Consider the following 26,858-nt stretch of genomic DNA (forward strand, 5'->3'; position numbering starts at 1 on the left):
CTTGTCTTATTGCTTTATCCTTCAACTTATCTGCATTTCCTGTAAGAAATGATCCATATGCTCTTCCAGTAGTTTTATCACATGGCTCTTGTCTTCTGCTCCATCATATATGCTGTAAAGCAAAAAAATAGGTCCATAAAAATCAAGTGCTGTCTGTCTGGCTTTTCCTGCGTCGCCTAGCATTCCTGAAAACAAAGCTTCCATATATGTTAATGGTCCGCTTGCAAGATAATTCTGATATAGCTGTGCCATCTGTGGTTCCCTGTACTGTTCCAATGTCAACATCTTACGAAAACAGCTTGAAAACTCTTCCTCTGTCCAATGAAGAAACTGCACCTTTGTGAACTGCTTGATCTTATCAAATGCCATTTCTTTATACTCGGCTGTAACCTTTTCCAGATCACCCTCCGGCATTTCATACTGCTTTGCTCTCTCAATATCCAATTCCTTCATTTTTTCAATAATACTGTCTAATATCTCCTGCTTGCTTTTATAATGCTTATACAATGCAGCCTTGGTCACTCCAAGTTTTGAAGCAATATCATTCATGGATGTTCCCATATATCCACTCTGTGCAAATAACTTCAGGGCTTCTTCCAATATTTTTTCCTTTGTGTTCTTTTCTTTACTTTCCATATATATCTCCTAATTTAAATCCGTTATCAAGTTACCTTTTGGTTACTTTAATTATAGTTACCTGTCCGATGACACTGTAACAATATAATAAATAATTCCAAATACAGCTATACTTCCCAGCATAATACCAATCATCTGATTTACACTTACCACATTTCCATGAAATACCGGATTGCAATCAAGAGTTCTTTTTATTACATCAACCATTTCACCAGAATAATGTTTTCTCTCCATCTCCCTGAATACTCCGTGAAGCATATGATTCTTAATCAATGAAGTGGCATATGTACTCGGAAGATAAGACAGTGCCTTCTGAAGACCTGAACCAAAATTTGAAATCGGCATATAAGCACCACATATAAAACCATATCCTGCGCTGACAATTGTACCTACAGCTGAAAGCTGTCCCTGTGTTGTTAATGGAAAGCTAACGATACTTGAAAGCGTACTTCCAAACAGAACGAGCAATATCATATCAAATAGACCCCATAATACATCTGCTGCATTCATATACCATCCCATTTTAAGTAAATATCCCAGGCATAATACAAACGCAAGTCCATTGACCATCAAAGAATTAGCAACTGTTGACAGAAAATATCCCAAATAAATTTTTCCACTGCTGATAGGTGAAACATCAAAGTCCTTCCTTGTTCCATTTGCCTTGTCCTGCACCATAGTCAGATTCACACAAAATGTTACAGTAATACAACTTACTGCCATAAGTGATGCTGTCAGCTGTGCTGCTACTGTTCCATTAATGAGCTTATCCGAAATTGTGATCACATCCGGAATCGCTGCTGTAAAAGAATCTCTGAAAACCTTTGCAAGAAACGTAGCATACAGAACAATCAGAATGACGGGTGTGATCATTGATGTAAACAACATCCCTTTATCTTTAAAAAACAGTTTCCTATTCCTGTTCATTAACGCCAATACTGTTCTCATTAATGCTCACCTCCAAGCTTCTTCCCTGTGACTGCAAGAAATACATCATCCATACCGCCTTTTACTACTTCATAATCCATGAATAGGTCCTGATGCTCTACAATAAGCTTCGTAGCTTCCTTCGTATTTCTTACTTTTATCTGATATCCGTCACGTATTTTTTTATATTCTCTGTTCAATGACTTTATTTCATCTTCGGAAACACCATAAACAGACACTATATCCTGTACATAATCATTCTTAAGTTCAAACGGTGTACCTTCTGCTGCAACACTTCCTTTGTCAAGAATTACAACATAACCAGCATTGGCAGCCTCTTCCATATAATGTGTAGTCAAAAATACTGTCATATTTTCTGTTTTCTGAAGCTTCTCGATAACATTCCAGATTAACTGTCTTGTCTGTGGATCAAGCCCTGTGGTAGGCTCGTCAAGAATCAAAATTTCCGGTCTGTGCAATAATGCACGGGCAATATCAATTCTTCTTCTCTGACCTCCCGACAGCTTACCTACAGGTCTGTTTAAAAACTCGTCAAAATCCAGAATCTCGACCAGCTCCTGTAATCTCTTATCAAAGGCATTTCCTGTAATTCCGTACAAAGCAGCTCTGCTCATTAGGTTCTCTTTCACCGTAAGTGGTTTATCAAGTACGCTATCCTGAAATACAACACCAAGCATCCTTTTTGTCTGTGCGCCGGCTTTGTCAGTTTCTATTCCGTTTACCTGAACCGTTCCACTGTCTTTTTTCAGCAGTCCACAAAGAATAGAAATGGTTGTACTTTTCCCTGCACCGTTTACTCCAAGAAAAGCAAACAATTCTCCTTTTTTCACACGAAAGCTCAAATCATTTACCGCTTTTACATCGCCAAAGCTTTTATTCAGATGGCTGATTTTAATTATATCTGATTCCATATATTCTCCTTTTGTTTTCATTTTTCTTTAAATGCCACAGTATATATTAGATTTACCTTTACTATTCTTACCTTCATTTTCTTCATAGGTTACCGTTTGGTTACTTATATTATAGTAACCAAACGGTAACTTGTCAATCTTTTATTACTTATAACAAATGAACATGACGAAAAAACAGCCAAATCTCCCAATCTGCTCAAGGCATCCTGGACGATACACATCCCAAAAACTTTCTCTTACCAGATTTTCTACTTTTTGTTGTTCTTCCTTTTTCTCTAAACGAATCTCAATATTACTTTTTTCCATTTCTTTTATGTCCTTTCTTAAAAATAAAAACCGATAATCCTAATTTTTCAGTATCAGAATTAACGGCTCTGCGTCTTAAGCGTCTGGCTCTTATATTACTGTTTCATTTCTTCTACTATTTTATCTAGCATCTGTTCAAACTGACATTTTGCTTTCGCCTTATCTGCTGCACCATCATACAAGCTATAATAAAAAAACATATTTGCATAAAACTTAACTGCATTCTCCTCTGGATCTTTTATTTTCATATTTTTGAAGAGATCCTTCACGTATCCTGCCGGTCCAGATACCAGATATTGCTGATATAAATTCTGCATCTCTTCACTACGAAACTGCTCTATTGTCAGCATCTTCCGAAACGATGATGCAAAATCATCCTCTGTCCAATATTCAAACATAGACTTGCTGTATTCCACAAAATCATCCAATGATACTGTCTCATACTTTTCAGGCGTTTTCTCTTTATCCTCTTATGGCATATCATATTCTGTTGCCTGTTCGCCATCCTGTTGCTCCATACGCTGCACAATACAGTCAAAAATATCTCTTTTACTTTTGTAGTGACGGTACAATGCCCCTTTTGTCATATCAAGTTCTCCTGCTATCTGGCTAACAGAGACAGCCTCGTAGCCATCTCTGGCGAACAGATGCAGTGCCACAATTAATATTTCTTCTTTCCTATTACCCATGCACATTTCCTCCAAAATAAATAAACGACCGTTTACATCTTAATAACAGTAAACGATCGTTTATTTGTCAATACTTTTCTTTTTGTTTATATTATCTCTTTTTATAAATCAGAAGTTCTGGATTTTCACCATCTTTTTCATATGTACATATGATGATAAAATCCATATCTGCCAGAATACCAAAACACCGGTCTCCTCCGTCATCTTTATCATATCGATAAATCTGCCGTCTGAAAAGCAACCTGCTGTTGCCATAATCTATCTATTTCCTTCCAATCCAGGCATCTCACAAAGCTTTCATCTGGAAATTCCACCTGCTTGTTCCACGGACGATCATATACAGCTACTTTACAATCTTTAAAATGCTGCACATGCTCAAACGCAGCTGGTGAATCTTCGATTGCAAAATCAAAATGCATGCAATAAAGTTCTTCTAATGTCAGATTATAGGTATGATCCTGTTTGAACATTTCTCGTCCATATTTATCAACAAAATAAATAGGAAGCCTATTTAAGTGATGTTCATCCAACCATCTTCTAGATGGTTCATAAGAATCAAATGGTCTGCCTGTGACAACAAAAACCTCATGTCCTTCATCAACCCACTTGTTGATCACTTCTGAAGCTCCCGGTGTTTCTTCATAATCTAGTAAATTTTCTGGAATATGCCCTGCCTTCATCAATTCATCATACTGTTCTCCACTTAGATCAAATGATTTCTGAAGATTAAAGAACTGTACTTCCCTATATGGCACATCAATATTAAATAATTCTTTTGCAATTTTGGTAAAATACTTCGCTGTTTCACAGATAACGTCATCAAAGTCTATATATATTTTCATCGCTACATCCTTTCCAGTCTACATATATATTTTAGACATCCCTTAAACATGATCAAACTATATTATCGGCAATAATTCTATTATTCCTTATTGAGTTTCGTCATTTTTGCCGTACCTTTGTCTCTCGTGATCCAGCAAAATGTACATACAAAGATAATTCCTTTTACAATTGATGTCACAGAAAATGCCCACCATATACCTTCCAGTCCAAGCAATGCTCCACCCAAAATGATCGCAAGCGGAATTCTTGCACTGGTAAATAAAATGCTGATCACACTGCATAAATGTGTTTTTCCTAATCCTGATAATGCCCCTACTGTCATCAGTTCTACAGCCATAAACGCTTCACTCACCCCAATGATCGTCAAATATCCGATCGCGATCATAATTGCCTTTGGTTCATGGAAGAAAATCTCTGCGATTGCCTTTGGTTGAAAAACAAACATGATCGTAATAAAGATTCCCCATATTCCAACGCTGCACAAAGAGGCTTTGTATCCTTTTCTGACACGATCCATCTTTCCTGCTCCATAATTTTGCCCGATAAATGCATTTAGAGCTGTCCCAAATCCATCGGCTGTATTCCATGAAACAGATTCAATCTGCCCTCCGACTCTCTGGACTGCAACTGCTTCTGCTCCAAACCCTGAAACCATACGAGTTAATACCATGGAAATTCCACAGTAAACCATTCCCTGAATCGCTGTCGGAATACCAATCTTGCAGATTCCACTTAGATATTTAAATGGAATTTTTGTAAATAACTTGATTCCTTTTAATACATTTTGTTTTTTCTGTCGGATAATTCCAAGGATCAAAATAGTCATAACAATTGCCTGTGCACTTACTGTTGCAATCGCAGCTCCATTTACCCCAAACTTGTTTACTGGTCCAAGCCCCAGGATCAGTAATGGATCCAAGATCATATTCGTTACAAGTCCTATAAAATTGGCTATAAATGGCGTCTTTGAATCTCCTTGTGCTGTATAGATTCCAGTTAAAGTGAGTGTCAAAAATGAAAACACGATCAATCCACAGGCTATTTTTGTGTAAGATAATGCTGCCTGCAATGCCTCTGGATCTTGTAGCTGAAAGAATCCTACCAGCGGATGCAAAAACAGTAACATCACTGCTGCAAATAAAAGTCCCATAAGCGTTGCCAGCTGAACTGCTGTCTGTGCATACTTATGGGCTTCTTCTTTGTCTCCTCGTCCAATGCATTGTGCTACCTGTACCTGTCCTCCCATTCTCGACATCGAAGCTAATCCTTGTGAAAACCACGTAAACATGCCTCCGACACCAACTCCGGCAACTGCTTTTGATCCAAGAAGTCCAATCCATGCCATGTCTGTAATGTTGTATAATGTTCCTAAAAATGACGATGCCATGATCGGCACCGCAAGTTTCGTTAGTGTTTTTAAAATTGGTCCTTTTGTTAAATTTCCTTCCAATTACTTTTCTCTCCTGTGAATTTATTTTTGCGACCATATCATTACATATTCTTTTACTAATTGAAAATTGTTTTTCCAATACTTGGCAGGAATAAAATCATGTGCTTTTAAATTTGTATCTAACCATATATCTGCAACTCTATTTATATCTGTTTTCTGTAATTTCCTGATCATAAACCACATACGAATCCTCCTGGCCAAAAATAAATTTTTAAATATCCAGATCTTCTAACACTTCTTTCAAGGCTTCTGCTGATTTCTTCAATGCTTCCTGTTCTTTTTCATTCAGCTTAATCGCCAGTTGTTTCTCAATACCATTTTTTCCTACGATCGCTGGCATACTTAATGTAACACCTTCAATTCCATAGGTATCATGTTGGATAGAAGATACTGGTAATACAGATTTTTCATCTCGGATGATTGCTTCGCAGATTCTTCTGACAGCCATTGCAACTCCATAATATGTTGCTTTTTTCTTTTCAATGATCTTATATGCACTGTTTTTGACTCCCTGTGCAATCTCCTCCATATGCTCGTCGTGTTCTGTGTAACCTCTCATCTCGCAAAATTCTGAAATTGGTACGCCTGATACATTGGCACTTGACCATGCTACGATTTCAGAATCTCCATGTTCCCCGATGATCCATGCATGAACAGATCTTGCATCTACCTGTAAATGTTCTCCAAGAAGATATTTTAATCTGGCAGAATCTAGGGTTGTACCAGAACCAAAGACTCTGTTTTCAGGAAATCCTGATAGTTTTACTGCAACTTGTGTCAAAATATCTACTGGATTGGCTACAATCAAAAGAATCCCTTCACATTTTCTCTGTGCGATCTCTGGAATGATCGATTGAAAGATTGCTACATTTTTCTTGACAAGATCAAGTCTTGTCTCTCCTGGTTTCTGTCCTGCACCCGCTGTCACAACAATGATCGCTGCATCCACGATATCATCATAATCGCCTGCTGTGATCTTCATTGGTCTGGCAAATGGGAGTCCATGGGCAATATCTAATGCCTCTCCTTCTGCACGATTCTTATCAGCATCGATCAACATCATTTCAGTAAATAATCCACTTTCCATTAATGCAAATGCAGAAGATGAACCTACAAATCCTGTTCCGATCACTGCTACTTTTCTGCTGTTTATTCCTTTACTCATTATTGGGTCTCCTTTTACATTTTTTAGAATGACAATATTATCACCCAATTCCATTATATCAATTCATGCAAAAAGATTTTTACTATATTGTTTATTATATACTCTTATGAATACATTGTACTAATGTTTTTTCAACCTTATCAATCTGAAATGGTTTCGCTAAGTGTGCATTCATCCCTGCTGCAAAACATTTCTTTGCATCTTCTTCAAATGCATTTGCTGTCATAGCGATGATCGGTATCTGTGCTGCATCGTCTCGTTTGATGGATCGAATCTCCTTGGTCGCTGTCAATCCATCCATAACCGGCATCATAATATCCATTAATATCGCATCAAATGTTCCTTGTGGAGCATTCTTAAATTGATCCACTGCCTGTTGCCCATCTTCCACAACAGTGACATTGGCTCCATCATCCGTCAGAAGTGTCTGTATGATTTCTGCATTCAATTGATTATCCTCGGCAACTAATAAGTTTAAACCACGAATATCTGCTTGCTCCACTATCTTCTCAGCCACTGGCTGTTCTTTCTTCTGTGCGATTTCAAATGGAATCGTAATCACAAAGGTAGATCCCATTCCTTTCTCGCTTGTCACTTTGATTTCTCCATGCATCTGTTCTACCAGTCCCTTGACGATCGACATTCCAAGCCCAGTCCCCTGATATACACTTCGGGCATCCATCTTTTCCTGTGAAAATGGCTCAAAAATATGATCGATATAATCTTTACTGATACCAATTCCCGTGTCTTTGATCGTCCAACGATACGTACAGATCTTATCATGAACATCCATTTGTTCCATCTTTGTAGAAATAGTTCCACCCGGATGATTATATTTAATACAGTTTCCATAAATATTCAATAAGATCTGACGAAGATGCAATGGGCTTGCATATACATATGGATATCTGTCATCTATGTTATCTTCTTCATAGTTCCATCGGATTCCTGCCTCTAGAACCCGCTCTCTGATCATCGTCTCAACTTCCCGCATCAGTTTCTTCACAGCAATCTCTTGGTGTGCCAGTGTGATCTGACCTTCCTCGATCTTACTCATCTGCAATACATCGTTGATCAGAGAAAGCAGATGTTTGGCAGCAGTTTCCATTTTCTTATGATTCTCTAATACCAGTTTCTGATCATCGAAATGTTTTTCATTGATATTTAGAAGTCCAATGATTCCATTTAATGGTGTTCTGATATCATGGCTCATACGGCTTAAGAAATCGGTCTTCGCCTGACTTGCTGTACGCATTTCGTCAAATGCTGCCTGTAAACGTGCGTGTTCTAATTCTTCTTGTTTATGTCTTTGCGATGTATCCTGTAAGAGCGTGATCGCATAAACTGTCGGAATCTCGCTCATTGTCTCTTCATCGTATACCACGATCTGTGTCATAAGAATTGTTTTTTGTACCCAGCGAATACTTCCATCATCTTCATGAAAACAATATTCCACAGAAATATTTGTGTCACCATTGTTGTATCTCTCCAGCAGTTTTTTCGTATCATTTGTCATATTATACTCTGCTTTTGTCTCCTTCGTGACTTTTTTCTCATATTCTGCACAGTAATCCTGATAATTACATGGTAATGGATAATCAAGAAACAGCTCTTTGTTCTTTTGCTCTTTTCCCTTTAGAATAATATTTTTCTCCAGAATATCTGTCTTTAGATTGACCGTATAGATCACATCGGATAATTCCAAAAGTGCATCGACATAACTGTCATTTTCAATGATTGATTGTTTTAGCTGTTCATAATAAATCTGTAACTGTTCTCTGGCCCCTGTCTGATCGTCAGCTCCTTTTCGGATGATTTCAAATGCCAGAAGAAAATGATGTAATTTCTTATCTTCATCCCAGTCAACTGGGATCAATGTCATACGCTTATAGAATCCTTCTTCCTGCATATCATATTGATATTCCTGTACATCCTGTTTCTCCTTCATCTTCTCTTGAAGTCTTGTGATCTGAAGCCTTTCCCAAATGTTCTTCTGCTCATCTTTCCCAATCTTTTCCTGTACGATCTGCTCTACTGCACTGGAATACGCACCATCTAAAGCTAAGAAAAAGTTTTCACTGGAACGGATCACACGATATGTATCCAGCTTAGCATCACAATATAAACAGTCTAAAAAGTTCTTTCCATGTTGATTCAGCAGTTTTAATAATTGATAATTCAACCGCTTCTCTTCAAGTGCTTCTTCCCGTTTCACATGGTTTTTATTGATGTACATATTTTTATCTGCATCATTGAATAATTCTCTCATTGTTTTGCCAGGATAATCACTTGCCATAGCAAAACCCGCTGCATAACTTAACGGAATCTCTCGATGTTCTTTGGATTCTGCTGCTATATCTTTGCGAAGATCTTCAAATAGCTTTCTCACCGCTTGTTTATCAAGCCCCTGCAGCACTGCGATAAATTCGTCTCCCCCAAGTCTTCCGACAAAATGTTCCGATGGTATGGAAGATCGCAGACAAACAGCAAACCGATAAATATACGCATCTCCTGCATCATGTCCCATACTATCGTTGATCCGACGGAGATTATTAAGGTCAAAACTGCATACAATAATATCCTCTGGTGGATTCAGTTCACCTAATATCTCTTCACATTTATTCTTATTCGGAAGTCCTGTTGCATTATCTAAATAAGCTTTATGCCGCAATATACGGTTCATCGCCGCAAAACGGACCGCTTTAATAAACTCATATCCGATCAGCAGCATCAATACAACGATATCTGCTGTGATGAATTTCTCAAGAGTTGCTAATGACGTTGCTTTTCTCTGTGCATATACTTCCGCAAGACCTGTTGCCTCATCACAGATCTTAAAGAATCTCTCGCTCTTTGAAATGATATCTGTATGCTCATAGCCGACCGTCCGCACACGATAAATTTCTTTGTGTAAGGAAATAAAATATTCATCCAGTTCCTTCATCTTATCCTGAAAATCATCATCCTTTAATCGTACGAGTTTTAATTGGTCATTGCCATGACGCAGCCCTTCGATAAAGGACTGCACTTCCTTGATCAGCTCATCTTCTCGCTGTCCGGAATTCTCTAGCTTAATAATCCTTTGTGTTTCTCCCCTTATTAACCCTGCATAATTTACAACGCGGGCTGTTCCCTGAATGTTCGAGACCAACTGCATCAGGATGACGATAAAGACCACTAAAAGTACCGTCAGAATACCGATGCCGATATGGATCATATTTGGTTTTTTTCTTTTTGCCGTATCAGACATAAACTTTTATTCCCCTATCACTACTTTAGAAAATTTCTTATAACATGCAATCCCGTACTTGATGAAATTTATCATTCCATCCTGCTTTAGTTTCGCTGTATAATCTTTTTCCTCAATCTGTCTTAATGCTTCATCACACGCAGCATCCAGATTCCCACCATCTTTTCTTGAGACATCCGAAAACCACTCTCTGATCTTCTTTACAAAAAAATTCCTGATCTCTCGGTTTGGAATTATCAGATGGTATTTTCCACTTTCTGTACGGCCTTTGTGTGTCAGATATCCTGTGGATCCATTGACTGATCATACTTAAGCTGATCTATATAATTTATGACATCCCATGGGCAATATATATCAGCATTACCAAAATGATATCCATCATACCATTCCTTTATTTCTTTTAAATGTGATGTCAATCCATAATCATCCAGTATTTTCTTTACCTCATGATCTGTAAAACCAAAATCCCTCGAATCATAGAAATCATTTGTTGATAATAACGCTTCACAAAGGGATTTGTTTTTAGCAATATACAGCCCTTCAAACAATAAAGCATCCGCACCTATCTCAAAAAAGGAACGCAACATACTCATATTTAATGTCTTTCCAAAACGACGAGGACGCGTAAACAGTGTTACCTCTCCACCCATTTCTACAAGTTGTTCTATCAGCTTTGTCTTGTCTATATAATAAAATCTGTTTCTTCTGATTTTTTCGAAACTATCAACACCTACTGGTAATTTCAAAGTGTCTGCCATATACACCTCCACTATGCTCGCCCATGGAAATCTTTCTTTTATGCTATAATTTACAAAACATTATAACATGATGTGTAGTGAGATACAATCAAACAAAAATCTTCCGTTTATACACGATTGGATCATCATATCCAAATGTTCTTCTTCCATTTACTTCTATGATCTCTGATACCTCCAGACTATCCTCTGAAAATCTTTCCCATAATTTAAAGATCATAACTGGTGAAAACTGGCTTGTACTGCCGCCTTCCCAGACACCATCCTTCTCGCGATAAAGTGCTGGTGTGAATTTTTTTGATTCGTTCAGTTCACTGTAATCTACTGCTTTCATAGAATCATAAGAAAATGTATTCTTATCTTCTCCATTCGGAATATCGTAGGAAGAAAGCACAATTCCTTCATTATTTTCTGAAATAAGAAAAAGATGTGGTGATGTGTGGCTTTTTCCATCTGTTTTATAGTAACTTTCTTCTACAACAAATGTACCATTGAAGTTTTCTGGGAGATTTTTGATTTTATCGTTACATGCTGTATTGATGTGTTTTGCATATGGATAGGTTTTTCCTTCTGCCTGCATTTTGTCAAATTGTTCTTTGTTGTCAAAATGACCAGTCATTAACTTTATAAAATCTGTAAGTTTGCTCATGATCTTCCTCCGTAAATTTAAATTTCTTTAATTATACTCTTGTGAAATTTTTTTGTAAAATATTTTCCTATGTATTTATTGAATATCCGCTAATTTCTTTGTAACTCTAACCTGAATTTCCGTATAGTATGATAATTCTATTTCATCACCATTATTATTTTTTGCTTCAAAATATTTTATGTCACTGTCGTCAGTTTCAATATCTGAAAATTTTGTTTTTACTTTTTCTACATATGCTTCAAATTGTCTACGACTAACCCCATATCCATTAAACGAAAAATAAGCACTAATCCTAACAATATTTTCTTCTTCATATTCATTTCTCCTTCTTTTGTTTGGTTACAATTGTACACTTCTGAATAAAAAGAAATCCCCACCATAATGGTGAGGATGTAATAAATCCGTTATTCAATTCCTTTTGATAATTTCGTCAACCTTTGATTTTCCAGTATTTCATCAATATCGCCCAGATCATATTTTCTGTGGTTCACTGCTACGATGATGCATGCATCCCGCTTGTCTTTTGCATATAATGGTTTCATCGTACGCTTTTCCATATTCAGTATCTTTTCTGCAATGTAAGATTTGCATCACAACGAGGACAGAATTCATCGCCCTCATCTGCTGCTCAAATCAGTCTCTTTTCCAAACAATAATGATAAATTCCATCCTCCGAAACATCTCCACAGATTTCATCTGCCACTGCTTTCAGATCATCGGATGCATTTGCCATTGCAATTCCATTGCCAACTGCTTTTAACATTTCGATATCGTTATTGCCATCCCCAAATGCCATAGCCTGAGATTTATCTATGCCATAATGTTTTAACATTTTCTCAATCCCTGCTCCTTTTCCTGCATTGACCGGTATGATGTCAACTGCTCGATCCCACCATGCCGTAATCTCAGCTCCCTGGACACCTTTTAAGATCTCTTGATACTCTTCTACTCTTGCACCCATCAACACTTGATAAACTTTTTCTTTTTTTATATCTTCGAAATCTTCTGCTACATCAACTTCGGCATTCCCAAATGCATAGTAATCGATCAAGTCCTGATCTTTTCCATTTGCAGCCATACGGTCTTTCGTTGCTAATGCAACTGGCTTTCCCATTTTGTCTGCATTTTTAATGATCCTTTCAATATCTTTTAATGGAATACAATTGCTATAGAGTGTTCCACTGTGATCATAGCAATAAGACCCATTGTATGTAAGAAATGCATCAAACTCAACTCCTTCAAAATGTGGGACAAGCATCGGTCCTCTTCCTGTTGCCAAACAAAGTTTGACTCCTTTTTCCTGTAGTCGCTTTAATGCTTCTAATGTTTTTTCTGAAATCGTATCTTGATCCATAGCGATCAATGTACCATCAATGTCAAAAAATATGATTTTAATATCTTTCATGTCTTTCTTTTCCTTCTATATTATGATGAGAGTTTACGCTAAATAACGAAATGCCTGTATGATATAAGACAAAATCTTGATCATACCCTGCTTTTTGCTATCCATCGTGCGTTCTGCTACATCCTTGTCATTTTGATAACTTCCATCTTGATTCACTTTCAAAGATCCGCTTTTTAATCTGCTAAAATCTTCTTCCAGCTGTTTTGTGATCTCTTTTCCTTGTACAACAAGCATCGTTTCTGTGTCTACATAGGTACTTCTGCAATCAAAGTTGTAAGAACCAACCACTGCTATATCATCATCAATGATCAGAGATTTTCCGTGTGTGGAATGTCTGCCCATATATTCATACAGTGACACTCCTGTACCTAAAATCTTTGATCGGTTCTTTTGATAATCTGCTGATGCACAAATATTATCTCCTGATGCGATTGAATTCAAGATCATTGTTGTGTTCGGAACCTGTTGTTTCACCTGTGCGATCCCTTCGTACATTTCTTTGGAAAACACTGCATATGGTGTATGAATGATAACTTTGCTTTTTGCCTGTAACATCAACTGCTTCAGCGTTTCAAATACAACTGGTTCTTTTCCATAAATTGTTGTCGGATTGGTTACCAGTGTTGTTTTCTTCGTTGGAACTGTAATCTTTTGATAATCATAATCTGGAACTTTCACTTTCTCTGCATGGGATAAAAGGCGCTTGACTTCCTTCTCTTTTTTATTCTTTGAGCATGTACTAAATTTTGTTTTGCAGACTTCTAAGTTCCAGACTTTTTGAAAATATCTTCTGATCTGTCCGACTGCACCTTGATCTTTTGATCCTTGATTGACGATCAGAATCTCCCTGTCTATACCTTTGCTTTTTCCTTTGTGTGTTCCAAGGAAATAATCAAACATATTTCTGCCACCCATTAAGAGATACTTATGATCTGCCACAATATATTTGTCATGCAGACATCCATTGATCGTCCATGGTTTCAAAAGATTTGGCGTGTTATAAAAACGAATTTCAACATTTGGCTCACTTCCAACTGCTGCAAAAATATCCTTTCCTGTCATATGGATCGTTCCATAAAGCCCATCAACCAGAATCTTTATCTTGACGCCTCGTCTGGATGCTTTGAGTAATTCTGAAAAAATATCATCACTGCTGCTTCCTTCACGGATATCAAAGGTTGATAGAATGATCTCTTTCTTTGCTTTTCGTATCATATCCAACCGCAGATCAAGTGCTTCCTGATTATCACTGACGATCTTTGCTCGGTCTGATCCATTTTCGTTTGATGTTGAATAAAATGTTTCCGTATGAATCTTTGACTTATTTGTTTTGCTTACCGATTGCATATGTATAAATGGTACAAGCATTCCAATGATCACATACAAAATAAACAAAATCAGAACGATTCCTGCTATTTTTAATTTTTTCATTGTTCTAAAATCCTTATTTTAATTTAGATAAATAATTTTACTGTCTCTATTTTAACATCTTTAATAAAGATTTTAAACTATTGATTTCATAATCGGGTTTTGGTTGTGGATCTTCTGTCAGATCTTGTGCTCTGTGAAACCAGATTGTCTTGATCCCTGCATTGATCCCGCCTTGAATATCAGAACTCAAGCTGTCTCCAATGATCGCTGTGTTCTCCTTCTTAAAATCTGGAATCTTAGAAAAACATTTCTCAAAATATTCAATGCTTGGTTTGTTATATCCAATTTCCTCGGAAATAAAAACACCTTGCAGATACTTCTCAATTCCTGAACTTTTTAATCTTCCTCTTTGTACAGACAATGTTCCATTCGTTACAAGATAGATACGAAATCTCTTTGATAATTCCTGTAAAACTTCTTCGGCTCCTTCGATAAAATAGTGTCCCTGTCCTAAATAGTCCTGATAATGTTTTGCCACTTCCTGTGGTGATGCTTTTATATCAAATTCTTGAAATAAAAGCTTAAATCTGCGCATTTTTACTTCTTCTCTTGTCATTTTCCCTTGTTCCAACAATTTCCATTGAGCAAGATTAATCTTATGATAGCAATCACGCATCTCATTCGTCACAGAAATTCCTACATCACCTAATGCCCTTGTAATTGCATTGGCTTCTGCTTTATCAAAATCCAGTAATGTATTGTCTAAATCAAATAATAATGTATCGATCATAAATCAATCTCCCTTTTAATATATAGTGATATTATAACATGATGTAAGTATCAAAAGTATAAATTATGTTTGTCCTTGCACATATATCCAAAAAGAGATTCATCATAATTGATGAATCTCTTTTCGTTAGAATGAATTGTTATAGATTATATGAATAATGATCGACTTATTTGTCTTTCAATACTGCCTGAGCTGCTGCTAATCTTGCAATTGGTACACGGAATGGTGAGCAGGATACATAGTCTAATCCGGCTCTGTAGCAGAATTCTACAGATGATGGATCTCCACCATGTTCTCCACAGATTCCTAAGTGGATATCTGGACGAGTTGCTTTTCCTTTCTTAGCTGCCATCTCGATCAGCTGTCCAACACCTTTCTGGTCTAATTTAGCAAATGGATCAGATTCGTAAATCTTGTTCTCATAGTAAGACTCTAAGAACTTACCTGCATCATCACGAGAGAATCCAAATGTCATCTGTGTTAAGTCATTTGTTCCGAAAGAGAAGAATTCTGCTTCTTCGGCAATCTCGTCTGCCAATAATGCTGCACGAGGAATCTCAATCATTGTACCAACTTTGTACTTAATGTCAGATTCATAGTAAGCTTTTACTTTCTCAGCTGTCTGTACAACAACTTCTTTAACATATGCTAACTCTTTCTTCTCTCCTACTAATGGAATCATGATCTCAGGAACGATATCATATCCTTTTTCCTGTTTTACTTCGATCGCTGCTTCCATAACGGCTCTTGTCTGCATCTTGGCAATCTCTGGATAAGTAACTGCCAGACGGCATCCACGATGTCCCATCATAGGGTTAAATTCATGAAGAGCTGCACGTCTCATATTGATCTCTTCTACTGTAACTCCCATATCTTTGGCAAGAGCTGTGATCTCTTCCATTGTATTTGGAAGGAACTCATGAAGAGGTGGATCTAAGAAACGGATTGTGACCGGTCTTCCTTCCATAACCTCATATAAATCTTTAAAGTCTTTCTTCTGATAAGGAATTAACTGATTTAATGCGATTTCTCTTGCTTCTTTTGTTGTAGAGAGGATCATACGACGAATCTTTGGAATTCTCTCTGCATCAAAGAACATATGCTCTGTACGGCAAAGTCCAATACCCTGTGCTCCGAATTTCACTGCATTCAATGCATCGGCAGGTGTATCTGCATTTGTTCTTACCTGTAATGTACGGATTTCATCGGCCCATGTCATGATACGATCGAAATTACCACTGATACTTGCAGGTACTGTACGGATCTCACCCAGATAAATCTTACCTGTGGATCCATCTAAGGAAATATAATCTCCTTCCTGTACTGTCTTTCCACCTAATGTGAAAGATTTGCCATCTTCAGCAAACTTGATATCTCCGCATCCTGCTACACACGCTGTTCCCATACCACGTGCTACAACGGCTGCGTGAGATGTCATACCACCACGAGCTGTTAAGATACCTTCTGCTGCATGCATTCCTTCGATATCTTCTGGTGATGTTTCTAAACGAACTAAGATAACTTTCAGTCCTGCTTCATGATGCAGTTTCGCCATCTCAGCATCAAAATATACTTTACCAGCAGCAGCTCCTGGAGATGCTGGAAGTGCTTCTCCGATTGGAAGAGCGGCTTTCAATGCTGCCTGGTCAAAGTTTGGATGCAGTAACTGATCTAATGCTTTCGCATCGATTCTTGAAACTGCTTCTTCTTTTGTGATTTTTCCTTCATCTACTAATTCACAGGCGATACGGAGTGCAGCTGGGGCTGTTCTCTTACCATTTCTTGTCTGTAAGAAGTACAGTTTTCCTTCCTGAATTGTAAATTCCATATCCTGCATATCACGATAATGTTCTTCCAGTGTATGAGCAATGTCCATAAACTGTTTATAACAATCTGGTAAGTCTTCTGCCAGTTTAGTAATTGGCTGTGGTGTACGAACACCAGCTACTACGTCTTCACCCTGTGCATTGATCAGGTATTCTCCGTAGATCTGTTTCTCACCTGTAGATGGGTTTCTTGTAAATGCCACACCTGTTCCTGATGTATCTCCCATGTTACCAAATACCATTGTCTGAACGTTAACAGCTGTTCCCCAGTCTCCTGGGATGTCGTTCATTCGACGATAATAGATAGCACGTGGGTTGTCCCAAGAGCGGAATACCGCTTTGATTGCTTCAAATAACTGGTCCTTTGGATCCTGAGGGAATTCTTCATTCAAAGCTTTGCGATAGATACCTTTGTATCTCTTGATCACTTCTTTCAGATCATCGGCATCTAAGTCTGTATCAAACTTCACACCTTTCTCTGCTTTGATGTCATCTAAGACATCTTCGAATTTCGCTTTATCCACTTCTTTTACAACGTCTGAGAACATCTGGATAAAACGACGATAAGAATCATATGCAAAACGAGGATTGCCTGTCTTCTTCGCAAATCCTTCGACAGCTTCATCATTCAATCCTAAGTTAAGGATCGTATCCATCATACCCGGCATGGATACTCTTGCTCCTGATCTTACTGATACTAATAGAGGATCTTCAAGGTCTCCGAACTTCTTTCCCTGAATCTCTTCCAAGTCTTTCATTGCTTCAATTACCTGTGATGCTACTTCATCACTGATTTTTCCACCGCAGTCATAATAGTTTGTGCACGCTTCTGTTGTAACTGTGAATCCCTGAGGAATTGGTAAATTAAGTCCTGTCATCTCTGCTAAGTTTGCACCTTTTCCTCCAAGAAGGTTACGCATTTCGGCATTTCCTTCACTAAATTTGTAGACCCATTTTGTTGCCATGTCAATACCTCCTAAAATTAATTATGTCACATTCATATGTCATTGAACTTATTGTACCACAAATTTCAGATTTTGCAAAACTTTTTTGTGTATTTTACATAATTTTTTTCATTTTTCTCGTTTTTCATTATAAAAACTGCACATTTACATGATTTTCGATGCAATTTATACTGTTATTTTTGTCTTATTTTAACGATTTTTATGTTTTATTTTTTGTATACAATATATAAAAAATCCCAGAGTCTTTTCACTGAAAAGATCCTAGGATTTCATTTTTATATCAAAGTTATTCAGTTTTTTAAGAATGTTTTCTTTTTATAGTCTGGTTTTTGCTGCTTCTTTTTTTCTTTATCCAAAATTTCTAATTATTTATTCTTTAAACAGATTCTCTCCATCCTGTTTGATCACATCTTGATACCAATAAAAACTATCTTTCTTATATCGATCTAATGTAGCGCCCTCTTCTTCTTCGCGATCTACATACACAAATCCATATCGTTTTTGATATCCATTCAGCCAGCTTAACAAATCGGTAAAAGACCATGTACAATATGCAAGCACTTCACAGCCTTCCTCGATGGCTTTTCCTAATTCTTTTAAATGTTCTCTTAGATAATCAATTCGATATTCATCATGAATCTTATGATCTTCCGTCTTCTTATCAAATGCTCCAAGTCCATTTTCCGAAATGATGATTGGCAGATCATAACGACTTGTGATCTCACGACAACAATAGCGAAGCCCAACTGGATCAATACTCCAATCCCAGTCTGTTGTCATCAAATATGGATTGCCTGGATTTTTATAAATTCCAGGAACTCCAAGTACCTGCGCAGAACCTTTCACTCCTGTTGTATTCATTGTACCATATGGTGTTACTCCATCCATCGGATTATACTCGCATACACAACTTTGATAATAATTAACTCCCATAAAATCAATCTCTGCCGCTGCTGCCTTTAAAATTTTCTGATCGTCTTTTGTAACAACTGGTGCAAATCCTTTTTTTCTTAAATAATTCATGGCTGCTTTGGGATATCTTCCATATGCATAAACATCCATCCACCAGAAATTCTTCAGCTCATCATAATCATGTTTTGACATAACATTTTCAGGTTTACAATCAAGTGCATAAGATGGTGTATAAGCAAAGCTTGCACCAATCTTTCCTGTTCCGCCTATCTCGCGATATGCCAAAACAGCCTTTGCATGTGCCATAAAGACGTGATGGTTCACTTGATAAAATGTTTTCTGATCGTCAAACTTTCCTGGAGGATGCTGTGCTGTCAGCCATCCAAGTGATGTAAAAATATTTTGTTCATTAAATGTAATCCAGTATTTTACCTTACTTCCATATGCCTTAAATAAAGTCTTAGCATAATTTACATAATCCTCAATGATCTCCTCAGATTCCCATCCTCCATAGAGATCCACTAATGCCTGAGGAAGATCCCAATGGTAGATTGTCACCATTGGTTCAATCCCATATTTTAAACATTCATCAATAATATTTTCATAAAACTCAATTCCTTTGGGATTGACCTCTCCTCTTCCTTCCGGATAGATTCTTGCCCATGAAACAGAAAAACGATAGGTTTTTAATCCCATTTCCGCCATCAACGCGATATCTTCTTTGTAGCGATGATAATGGTCAACTGCAACATCTCCGGTTGTCGCTTTATATGTTTTTCCTGGAATCCTTACAAATTGATCCCAGTTTGTGATCCCTTTTCCATCTTCTCTCCAGCCGCCTTCAATCTGATAGGCAGCTGAAGCACTTCCCCACAAAAATCCTTCTGGAAATTTTGTAACTTTCATTTCTTCCATAAATGTTACGCTTCCTTTCTGCTACTGTACACTTAATAATTTACTTTCCTTTGTTACTACTTTATCTTCACATGCTTTAACTTTTGCAAATTGTTCTGTATTGGAAATAATGATCGGTGTTGTTACATCGTATCCATCTGCTTTAATCTTGTCAATATCAAATTCTAGTAAGATATCCCCTTTTTTCATTGTATCTCCAGATTTTTTCTTTGGAGTAAAATATTTTCCTTTTAAATTTACTGTATCGATTCCTACATGTACCAAAAGTTCTACTCCATCTTCACTTACTAATCCTAATGCATGTCCTGTTTCAAAAACAGCATCTACTTTTCCGTCAAATGGTGCATAGACAACTCCTTTTTCAGGAATGATCGCTGCTCCTTTTCCTAAGATTTCTTGCGAAAATGTTGGATCTTTCACTTCTGTTAAAGGAATCACTTTCCCTTCAACTGGACTTGTAATGCTGATCTCATTATCTAATAACTGTGCATTAGATTCTTCTACAAAATCTAAATCATCATCTTCATCTACAATATCTTCAAAGCCAATAATCAGTGTTGCAACAAATGTAACAACTACTGTGACCAAAATTGTGAGTGCTGCAAATAATAATGTCTGTGGTTTTCCTTTTTCTACATACTGAACAATCGTTACGATTGCTGGTGTTGCAATTCCAAAACATTTCATTTGGAAAAATCCACCGACTAATCCACCAACAGCACCACCAATACATGCTCCTAACATTGGTCGTTTTAAACGAAGTGTTACACCATAAAGTGCAGGTTCTGTGATACCAGCAAATAATGCTGAAAACGCAGAAGATCCTGCGATCTGTTTAAAGTCTTTGTTTTTGCTTCGAAGTGCAACTGCAAGGGAGGCTGCACCCTGTGCCATATTAGAACATAATTCTCCGATACAGATAAAGTTCTCATATCCTGTTGTTGCGATCATCCCTAATTTAATCGGTGTAAATGCATGATGCATACCTGCCATAACAACGAATGGATAAACGCCAGCCACAAGACCAATGGCAATAAATCCTAATTTATCATGAATTGCATAAACTACTGTTGATAATCCATTACCGCAAATAGCTCCTAAAGGTCCAAGAATGATCAATGCAATCGGTGCTTCAATTAAAACAACTAACATTGGTTTTAAGAAGTTCTTTGTGACAACTGGCGTGATTTTATCTACAAAACGTTCTACATATCTTAGAGAATATACTGCCAAAATGATTGGGATAACCGAATAAGAATAGGATGCATAAGTTACCGGAATATATTTCAAAAATTTCACAGTCTGTCCTGCATCATGTGCTGTATTCATCAGTGTGATCAAGTTTGGATGTAACATGATCAGTGCAATACTTGCTGCATAATACATATTTGTTCCAAACTTTTTGGATGCTGAAATTGCAATCAGTACTGGCATGAAGAAAAACGCACCATCTCCTATAACACTTAATAACTGATATGTTTGCCCATTTGTGCTTAACACACCGATCATAGGAAGTAATGTAAGCAATACTTTGATCATAGCTGCACCAATGATTGCTGGAATAACAGGTGCCATGATACCTAAAATCGTATCCATCAGCATTGTAAAGATATTTTTCTTTTCATTCGATTTTGCTGGTACTTCTTTTACTTCATTAGAAAAATTCCCAAGTTTATTTAATTCGTTAAATACGTTTCCAACATCATTTCCAATAATGATCTGATATTGTCCACCCTTTTTCATGATTCCCATAACACCTTTTGTTTTCTTTACTGCTTCATCATCAACGATGGATTCATCTTTTAATGTGAAACGAAGTCTTGTCATACAATGTACCAGATTGATGACATTATCTTTTCCTCCAACTCTTTGAAGGATCTTTTTTGCTGTATTTTCATAATCCATTTTGTTTTCCTCCTTTTTTTCTGGATCTAAAAATTTTCATTTTTCTTTATATAACAAAGACCTGACAATAGATAAAATAATTCCCGGGGTTATTTCATCTATTGTCAGGTCTTGCTTAACTTAATAATAACAAACCTATGATTATTTTGTTTGTTCATCTAAAATTCGTTTGATATGAATTAATAAATATAATTGTTCATCAATTGTTAATTTATAGTTATATTGCTTTTTAATATATTCTGCAATTTTTTTTACTCCTGAAAAAGCATTTTCATTCTGTTCTACCATCACTTTATAAATTTCTTGCATCGTATCTTTATATTCCATATGGTCAAAGACTCTTGCCGCAAAAAACTTTAAATGTGTTAAAAATCTCTCATACGAAATAGATTCTTCATTTAAATCTATCTTAAAATGAATCCTTACAATCTGTAAGACTGTATTGATCAACTCTGTAATCTGATTCACATAGGTTATATTCTGTGCATTTAATTCTGCAGACACGATATGCATTGCAATAAATGCAGCTTCATCATCTCCCAAATCCTCTCCTGTCTGTTCTTTAATCCATTCAATCGCATGCATACCAACCTGATATTCCTTTGGATAAAACTTACGAATATCGATTTTCATCATATTCTTTAATGCGATTCCTTCTCGATAACGAGCGACTGCTGAATTGATATGATCCGTCAGTGTCACATATAAGGAATCTCTTATTTCTAATTTTTCTTTTTTTGCCTCTTTTACTACACGATCCGCAATTCCAAGGTATTCTTCCGAAATCTCTTTTACTACTTCCTGTAGTCTCTTGCTTTCTTCTTTATTCTCTAGATGATATGTCTTATCTACCAGAGACTGATCAATATTTTCACCTTTTCTTTTTTTAAATCCAATTCCCGGACCTGTCATGATCAATTCCATTCCTTGTGAATCTACACTGACAACAGCATTTGTATTCAGAACTCTGATTATTTTCACGTTCATCCTCTCCTCTAATTTTATCTAAGTTTTTCATCATTTTTTGTATCTCTATAAATGTACAAGAAAGAATCCTGATTTACAGGATTCTCCGCCTACGGCGGGTCGCTTCTGCGACATATTACCCTTCCGCCGCAGTGCGATCCTGCCCGGAGGGCTTTTTCATATCATAAGGGATTCCATCGGAATTTCCTATGATATAAAAAAAGACTGCTTAAGACATACTTCTCTTCCTATGTCATAAACAGTCTTGCTTACCATTACGTAATAACAAACTTACTGCTATTATAATATCAGGTAACTTTTTATTTGTCCATTGTTTTTTCTATTTTCGTCATTTATTCTAATTTCACAAACTTTTTTTGTGCATTATGACGAATCTGTGAATTTTTATGTATTTTTCATAATTTTTACATTTTATTTTTAATTCTAATCCGCAATCTTATCGATCGCATTTGTCACAGCATCTATGTTTTTGTGACCATCTAACATCTTTTGTTTATAATCTGGTTCTTCCTGCTTCTCTTCTTTCACACTGATCTCCCAGAATGGTCCCCCTGCATTAGCACCTTCTTTGCCTTGTCGGATCACTTTCTTAAGCGACCACGTCTCAGCTGTTCTGGCTCTGCTTCCTACATCGGCAATCTTTACTTTATCTTTGCCGACCATTCTTGTTAATACAACAAAATGTCCATTCTTTGTGAAATCTCCAGGCCCCATCAGTGCCACGACCGGATGTCCTGCTCTTAATGCTTTCTCTACAGCATCTTTATCCATTCCGAGACCTTTACACTCCATTCCGTATAATTTGGATAATCCTGGAACTACGCTGTGAGAACATCCCTGTCCTGTGTAATACCATCCATGTTTATATGCCTGTTTGCACATCTTTGGAACATCAGCTTTCTTTCCAGTTAAAGAACTGTAGCATACAGCAACTGCGGTTGGTCCGCATCCTGCTGCCTGAATCGTACTTCCGCCGATCTTCTTTCCCGGATAATCTGCCTGATTATAATAAACAACTTTTAATTGCTTGTTCTCTGTCTGCTCTGCAGCCATAACCCCTGCTGTCTGTGTCATCATCATTGCTGCGATCCCCATCGTTGCGATCACTCTGCCAGTCATCTTGTTCAATCTCATAGTACCCTCCAGATAACTTCTGCTTTTGACATAATACATCAGTTATTAATTATAACAGAGGGTAGTTTGTTAATCAAGTGTTTCAATTGTTAATTTTTTATTAAATCTCGTTTACATTTTTTCATTTTTTTGCCAAAAGATGATAAATGTCGCTGCATTTATTCATGAATTTTTCGCTGTGTCGTTCCTGCAATTCCAAGCTGTGCACGATATTTTGCTACGGTTCTTCTTGAAATCTTCATATTCTTTTGTTCTAACAAACTTACGATCTTACTGTCACTTAATGGTTTTTTCTTATCTTCTTCTTTCACAAGCCGTCTGATTTCTTCCTTAATCTCTTCTGTCGTCGAATCTTGGTCTCCAAATGTCTGTGTATTATTAAAAATGTCTCTCATTCCGATCGTTCCACCTGGATATTGAATATACTTTCCTTTGACTGCGCGACTTACCGTTGATACATGCATTTCAATATCATCTGCTATATTTTGCATAGTCATTGGTTTCAACTGCTTATGGTTCATAAAATATTCTCTCTGACAATCTAGGATTGCATTTGAAATCTTAAGCATCGTCTCTCTTCTTTGTTCAATACTTGTAATGATAAAACGACATCTCTCATATTTCTTTCTGAAATATTCTTTTAGCTCAGAATCTTCTGCCTGTTCCATCATTTTGACATAATAATCATTGATTGAATAATCACCGATCCAGTCATCATTTAAACGAATCTTTAGTTCTTCTCCATCTTTTTCCATTAAAATGTCTGGGACGATATACTGATCGGTTCCCCCTGTATATCCACTTAACGGTCTTGGATTTAATTCTTGAATTTTAAAAATATACTTTCTTACCTGTGATGTCTTAATATCAAGTGCTCTTGAAACAGTCGATAAATGTCCCATTGCGATATCTTCCAGGTGATTTTCTACGATATATCGCAGGTCATCATTTAATATTCCTTCTCTTTCAAGCTGAAGAAGGAGACATTCCGATACACTTTCTGCAAATACACCTGCTGGTTCTAATTGCTTGAGATGATCTAAAAGCCTTTCACAATCTTTTTCTTCAATTCCAAGCTTGTGACTGATCTCTTTTGTGGAAACAAGCAAAAGCCCGGATTCCTCTAGGCATTGTGCCATGTATTTCATAACATTCCACTCTTTCTTTGTATAATCTTTTGCATTTAACTGTTCCATAAAGAAGGCTTCGGGATCTTCGATTTTCTTATCTTCAATATCACTTTGCTCAATATCCTGATATCCGCCTGCATTTCCATGCAATGTAAAGAATTCCTTTCCAGATTCCTTATGTTCCATCAATGGATTTTCTGCATATTCATCCTGCAAAAACTTCTCAAGTTCATAATTATCAAACGATAAGATCTTTAATGATTGTACCTGAAACTGATTTAATTGCTGTGACAAGCCTTGTTCCAGCTTCATTTCATATGACATTTTACATCCTCCAATTACTTTCTTTGATCAAGTACTTAATCTTATCATAATCTATTTTCACTCTGAATAAAAGAGATTTTGCTTGGATGATCTCTTTTTCTAAGTTATCTTATATCTATTTTCCCGCTTTCTCTTCTTCTATGGTCTTCTGAAATTCTTTCACATCTTTTGCGATCTCACCGCTTAATAACAGCATACAGATCAGATTTGGGATTGCCATCAATGCATTTGCAATATCTGAGAAGTTCCATACAAGCTCCAATGTCTGTGTTGCCCCGACATAAGCTACCAGAGAAAAGATAATTCGGTAGATCATGTTGAACTTATGAGTTCCCATCAGATACTCAAACGCCTTTTCTCCATGATACTCCCATCCAAGAATTGTGGAAAATGCAAAAAGTGCAATTCCGATCGTTACCAGATATCCTCCAACTTTTCCAAGAACTGTGGAAAATGCCGCAATCGTTAATGCAGAACCTATGTACATCTCTCCTGTTGCCGGATCGATCTGTCCGAGCACTCCGGAGCTTGCGATCGCAAGACCTGTGATCGTACAGACAACGATCGTATCCCAGAAAGTTCCTGTCATATTGATATATGCCTGCCGAACCGGATGATCTGTTGTTGCTGCTGCCGCTGTAATCGCTGCAGATCCCATTCCAGCTTCATTTGAAAAACATCCTCTGGCAACTCCGTAACGTGCTGCATTCATCATAGATGCGACGATATTTCCACAAAGAGCCCCACCAACCGCTTTCACACTAAATGCCATATGAAAGATCATAGAAAGTCCTGCTGGAAGATTACTGATATTCCCAAGAATAACGATGACTCCTGCGATCACATAAAAGATTGCCATCACTGGAACTACGACAGAAGATACTTTTGATATCGTTTTTATTCCACCGATGATGATCAGTAAGGCTAAAATAGTGATCACTGCTCCAACAGTACTAACCGATACTCCAAATGTCTCATGAACTGCTGTTGAAATTGAATTTCCCTGTGTCATATTTCCAATTCCAAAGGATGCGATCACGGCAAATAAAGCAAACAGCCATCCAAGTACGGCTCCAAGCTTTTTGTTCTTGAGTGCCTTTTTCATTGTATACATTGGTCCACCGGACATCTCGCCCTTTTCATTGACTTCTCTGTATTTGATTGCCAACATACATTCTGAAAATTTAGATGATAATCCAAAACATGCAGAAATCCACATCCACACCAATGCTCCAGCACCTCCTGAAACCATTGCTGTCGCTACTCCTACGATATTTCCAGTTCCGATTGTTGCCGCCAGTGCTGTTGTCAATGCTGAAAATGGTGATACATCACCCTCTCCTCTGTTTTTTGTTCTGGATTCTTTACTTAATGTCTTTATAATCGCCCAAGGAAGGTTTCTCCAGGTTAGGAAATTGCATCGAATTGTTAAAAGGATTCCTGTTCCCACGAGAAGCACTAGCATCACTGGTCCCCATACAAAAGCATCCACATCAGATATGATCTTACTTAACATATACTATCTCTCCTCTCTGATCTTATTTTCATTTCTAAAATGCAAAAAAGGAGCAACGAAAATTCGTTGCTCCTTC

General features: G+C 37.0%; 23 protein-coding genes and 1 pseudogene. All 24 read right to left on the reverse strand.

Going from position 1 to position 26,858, the window contains the following annotated elements:
• Positions 1 to 21: 21 nt before the first annotated feature.
• The 24 genes and pseudogenes from QUE18_RS09185 to QUE18_RS09300 all read right to left on the reverse strand — a co-directional run bounded on the left by QUE18_RS09185 (position 22) and on the right by QUE18_RS09300 (position 26,782).
• Positions 22 to 636, reverse strand: coding sequence for a TetR/AcrR family transcriptional regulator (locus QUE18_RS09185; protein ID WP_009204409.1), 615 nt, complete (start codon positions 634 to 636; stop codon positions 22 to 24).
• Positions 637 to 693: 57 nt separating this feature from the next.
• The gene (locus tag QUE18_RS09190) at positions 694 to 1,584 is read right to left on the reverse strand and encodes an ABC transporter permease (RefSeq protein WP_009204408.1); all 891 of its coding nucleotides are present in this window, start codon (positions 1,582 to 1,584) and stop codon (positions 694 to 696) included.
• A complete protein-coding gene (locus tag QUE18_RS09195; protein ID WP_040344508.1) occupies positions 1,584 to 2,495 on the reverse strand; it encodes an ABC transporter ATP-binding protein in 912 nt (303 codons plus the stop codon). Before QUE18_RS09195 ends, QUE18_RS09190 begins: the two co-directional genes overlap by 1 nt.
• A 144-nt stretch (positions 2,496 to 2,639) precedes the next feature.
• Positions 2,640 to 2,801 carry a hypothetical protein gene (locus QUE18_RS09200; RefSeq protein WP_009204406.1) on the reverse strand — a complete coding sequence of 54 codons (162 nt, stop codon included), beginning with the start codon at positions 2,799 to 2,801 and terminating at the stop codon, positions 2,640 to 2,642.
• A gap of 95 nt (positions 2,802 to 2,896) precedes the next feature.
• Positions 2,897 to 3,229: a hypothetical protein gene (locus QUE18_RS09205; RefSeq protein ID WP_227085214.1), complete on the reverse strand. Its 333-nt coding sequence runs from the start codon at positions 3,227 to 3,229 to the stop codon at positions 2,897 to 2,899.
• 42 nt (positions 3,230 to 3,271) lie between these two features.
• Positions 3,272 to 3,490, reverse strand: coding sequence for a TetR/AcrR family transcriptional regulator (locus QUE18_RS09210; protein WP_009204404.1), 219 nt, complete (start codon positions 3,488 to 3,490; stop codon positions 3,272 to 3,274).
• A gap of 209 nt (positions 3,491 to 3,699) precedes the next feature.
• Positions 3,700 to 4,332, reverse strand: coding sequence for a 5' nucleotidase, NT5C type (locus QUE18_RS09215; RefSeq protein WP_009204403.1), 633 nt, complete (start codon positions 4,330 to 4,332; stop codon positions 3,700 to 3,702).
• A gap of 80 nt (positions 4,333 to 4,412) precedes the next feature.
• Positions 4,413 to 5,783 carry an MATE family efflux transporter gene (locus QUE18_RS09220; RefSeq protein WP_009204402.1) on the reverse strand — a complete coding sequence of 457 codons (1,371 nt, stop codon included), beginning with the start codon at positions 5,781 to 5,783 and terminating at the stop codon, positions 4,413 to 4,415.
• 21 nt (positions 5,784 to 5,804) lie between these two features.
• Positions 5,805 to 5,966, reverse strand: a complete 162-nt coding sequence (locus QUE18_RS09225; protein ID WP_008391919.1) for a GNAT family protein — start codon at positions 5,964 to 5,966, stop codon at positions 5,805 to 5,807.
• Positions 5,967 to 5,994: 28 nt separating this feature from the next.
• Entirely contained in the window at positions 5,995 to 6,948 is a 954-nt protein-coding gene (locus QUE18_RS09230; RefSeq protein WP_207642001.1) for an L-lactate dehydrogenase, read from the reverse strand.
• Positions 6,949 to 7,042: 94 nt separating this feature from the next.
• Positions 7,043 to 10,198, reverse strand: a complete 3,156-nt coding sequence (locus tag QUE18_RS09235) for an ATP-binding protein (protein WP_009204400.1) — start codon at positions 10,196 to 10,198, stop codon at positions 7,043 to 7,045.
• A 6-nt stretch (positions 10,199 to 10,204) separates the two neighbouring features.
• Positions 10,205 to 10,956, reverse strand: a pseudogene (locus tag QUE18_RS13850) (AAA family ATPase).
• An 88-nt stretch (positions 10,957 to 11,044) separates the two neighbouring features.
• On the reverse strand, positions 11,045 to 11,602 hold the full coding sequence (locus tag QUE18_RS09245) for a hypothetical protein (RefSeq protein ID WP_009204397.1): 558 nt from the start codon (positions 11,600 to 11,602) through the stop codon (positions 11,045 to 11,047).
• A 404-nt stretch (positions 11,603 to 12,006) separates the two neighbouring features.
• Positions 12,007 to 12,144 (reverse strand): hypothetical protein, encoded by a 138-nt coding sequence (locus QUE18_RS09250; protein WP_173723825.1) that lies wholly within the window; start codon positions 12,142 to 12,144, stop codon positions 12,007 to 12,009.
• An 86-nt stretch (positions 12,145 to 12,230) separates the two neighbouring features.
• Positions 12,231 to 13,007 (reverse strand): Cof-type HAD-IIB family hydrolase, encoded by a 777-nt coding sequence (locus QUE18_RS09255; protein WP_009204394.1) that lies wholly within the window; start codon positions 13,005 to 13,007, stop codon positions 12,231 to 12,233.
• Between the two features lie 33 nt (positions 13,008 to 13,040).
• Positions 13,041 to 14,438, reverse strand: a complete 1,398-nt coding sequence (locus tag QUE18_RS09260) for a phospholipase D family protein (RefSeq protein WP_009204393.1) — start codon at positions 14,436 to 14,438, stop codon at positions 13,041 to 13,043.
• A 46-nt stretch (positions 14,439 to 14,484) separates the two neighbouring features.
• Positions 14,485 to 15,168, reverse strand: a complete 684-nt coding sequence (locus QUE18_RS09265; protein ID WP_008391905.1) for a YjjG family noncanonical pyrimidine nucleotidase — start codon at positions 15,166 to 15,168, stop codon at positions 14,485 to 14,487.
• Between the two features lie 166 nt (positions 15,169 to 15,334).
• On the reverse strand, positions 15,335 to 17,959 hold the full coding sequence (gene ppdK, locus QUE18_RS09270) for a pyruvate, phosphate dikinase (protein ID WP_008391903.1): 2,625 nt from the start codon (positions 17,957 to 17,959) through the stop codon (positions 15,335 to 15,337).
• Between the two features lie 369 nt (positions 17,960 to 18,328).
• The gene (locus tag QUE18_RS09275) at positions 18,329 to 19,786 is read right to left on the reverse strand and encodes a glycoside hydrolase family 1 protein (protein WP_009204392.1); all 1,458 of its coding nucleotides are present in this window, start codon (positions 19,784 to 19,786) and stop codon (positions 18,329 to 18,331) included.
• A gap of 21 nt (positions 19,787 to 19,807) precedes the next feature.
• A complete protein-coding gene (locus QUE18_RS09280) occupies positions 19,808 to 21,691 on the reverse strand; it encodes a beta-glucoside-specific PTS transporter subunit IIABC (RefSeq protein WP_009204391.1) in 1,884 nt (627 codons plus the stop codon).
• A gap of 141 nt (positions 21,692 to 21,832) precedes the next feature.
• Positions 21,833 to 22,678 carry a BglG family transcription antiterminator LicT gene (gene licT, locus QUE18_RS09285; RefSeq protein ID WP_009204390.1) on the reverse strand — a complete coding sequence of 282 codons (846 nt, stop codon included), beginning with the start codon at positions 22,676 to 22,678 and terminating at the stop codon, positions 21,833 to 21,835.
• A 423-nt stretch (positions 22,679 to 23,101) separates the two neighbouring features.
• A complete protein-coding gene (locus QUE18_RS09290) occupies positions 23,102 to 23,812 on the reverse strand; it encodes a C39 family peptidase (protein WP_022092007.1) in 711 nt (236 codons plus the stop codon).
• A 158-nt stretch (positions 23,813 to 23,970) separates the two neighbouring features.
• Positions 23,971 to 25,266 (reverse strand): RNA polymerase factor sigma-54, encoded by a 1,296-nt coding sequence (gene rpoN / locus QUE18_RS09295; protein WP_009204388.1) that lies wholly within the window; start codon positions 25,264 to 25,266, stop codon positions 23,971 to 23,973.
• Between the two features lie 115 nt (positions 25,267 to 25,381).
• Positions 25,382 to 26,782, reverse strand: coding sequence for an alanine/glycine:cation symporter family protein (locus QUE18_RS09300; RefSeq protein WP_009204387.1), 1,401 nt, complete (start codon positions 26,780 to 26,782; stop codon positions 25,382 to 25,384).
• Positions 26,783 to 26,858: the final 76 nt, after the last annotated feature.

The organism is Anaerostipes hadrus ATCC 29173 = JCM 17467 (assembly GCF_030296915.1).
GTDB lineage: Bacteria > Bacillota > Clostridia > Lachnospirales > Lachnospiraceae > Anaerostipes > Anaerostipes hadrus.

Bases quoted from the DNA above. Each gene is read 5' to 3' on its own strand.
- QUE18_RS09185 (WP_009204409.1), bottom strand. From the start codon at position 636: ATGGAAAGTAAAGAAAAGAACACAAAGGAAAAAATATTGGAAGAAGCC.
- QUE18_RS09190 (WP_009204408.1), bottom strand. From the start codon at position 1,584: ATGAGAACAGTATTGGCGTTAATGAACAGGAATAGGAAACTGTTTTTT.
- QUE18_RS09195 (WP_040344508.1), bottom strand. From the start codon at position 2,495: ATGGAATCAGATATAATTAAAATCAGCCATCTGAATAAAAGCTTTGGC.
- QUE18_RS09200 (WP_009204406.1), bottom strand. From the start codon at position 2,801: ATGGAAAAAAGTAATATTGAGATTCGTTTAGAGAAAAAGGAAGAACAA.
- QUE18_RS09210 (WP_009204404.1), bottom strand. From the start codon at position 3,490: ATGGGTAATAGGAAAGAAGAAATATTAATTGTGGCACTGCATCTGTTC.
- QUE18_RS09215 (WP_009204403.1), bottom strand. From the start codon at position 4,332: ATGAAAATATATATAGACTTTGATGACGTTATCTGTGAAACAGCGAAG.
- QUE18_RS09225 (WP_008391919.1), bottom strand. From the start codon at position 5,966: ATGTGGTTTATGATCAGGAAATTACAGAAAACAGATATAAATAGAGTT.
- QUE18_RS09230 (WP_207642001.1), bottom strand. From the start codon at position 6,948: ATGAGTAAAGGAATAAACAGCAGAAAAGTAGCAGTGATCGGAACAGGA.
- QUE18_RS09235 (WP_009204400.1), bottom strand. From the start codon at position 10,198: ATGTCTGATACGGCAAAAAGAAAAAAACCAAATATGATCCATATCGGC.
- QUE18_RS09245 (WP_009204397.1), bottom strand. From the start codon at position 11,602: ATGAGCAAACTTACAGATTTTATAAAGTTAATGACTGGTCATTTTGAC.
- QUE18_RS09250 (WP_173723825.1), bottom strand. From the start codon at position 12,144: ATGAAACCATTATATGCAAAAGACAAGCGGGATGCATGCATCATCGTA.
- QUE18_RS09255 (WP_009204394.1), bottom strand. From the start codon at position 13,007: ATGAAAGATATTAAAATCATATTTTTTGACATTGATGGTACATTGATC.
- QUE18_RS09260 (WP_009204393.1), bottom strand. From the start codon at position 14,438: ATGAAAAAATTAAAAATAGCAGGAATCGTTCTGATTTTGTTTATTTTG.
- QUE18_RS09265 (WP_008391905.1), bottom strand. From the start codon at position 15,168: ATGATCGATACATTATTATTTGATTTAGACAATACATTACTGGATTTT.
- ppdK (WP_008391903.1), bottom strand. From the start codon at position 17,959: ATGGCAACAAAATGGGTCTACAAATTTAGTGAAGGAAATGCCGAAATG.
- QUE18_RS09275 (WP_009204392.1), bottom strand. From the start codon at position 19,786: ATGGAAGAAATGAAAGTTACAAAATTTCCAGAAGGATTTTTGTGGGGA.
- QUE18_RS09280 (WP_009204391.1), bottom strand. From the start codon at position 21,691: ATGGATTATGAAAATACAGCAAAAAAGATCCTTCAAAGAGTTGGAGGA.
- licT (WP_009204390.1), bottom strand. From the start codon at position 22,678: ATGAACGTGAAAATAATCAGAGTTCTGAATACAAATGCTGTTGTCAGT.
- QUE18_RS09290 (WP_022092007.1), bottom strand. From the start codon at position 23,812: ATGAGATTGAACAAGATGACTGGCAGAGTGATCGCAACGATGGGGATC.
- rpoN (WP_009204388.1), bottom strand. From the start codon at position 25,266: ATGTCATATGAAATGAAGCTGGAACAAGGCTTGTCACAGCAATTAAAT.
- QUE18_RS09300 (WP_009204387.1), bottom strand. From the start codon at position 26,782: ATGTTAAGTAAGATCATATCTGATGTGGATGCTTTTGTATGGGGACCA.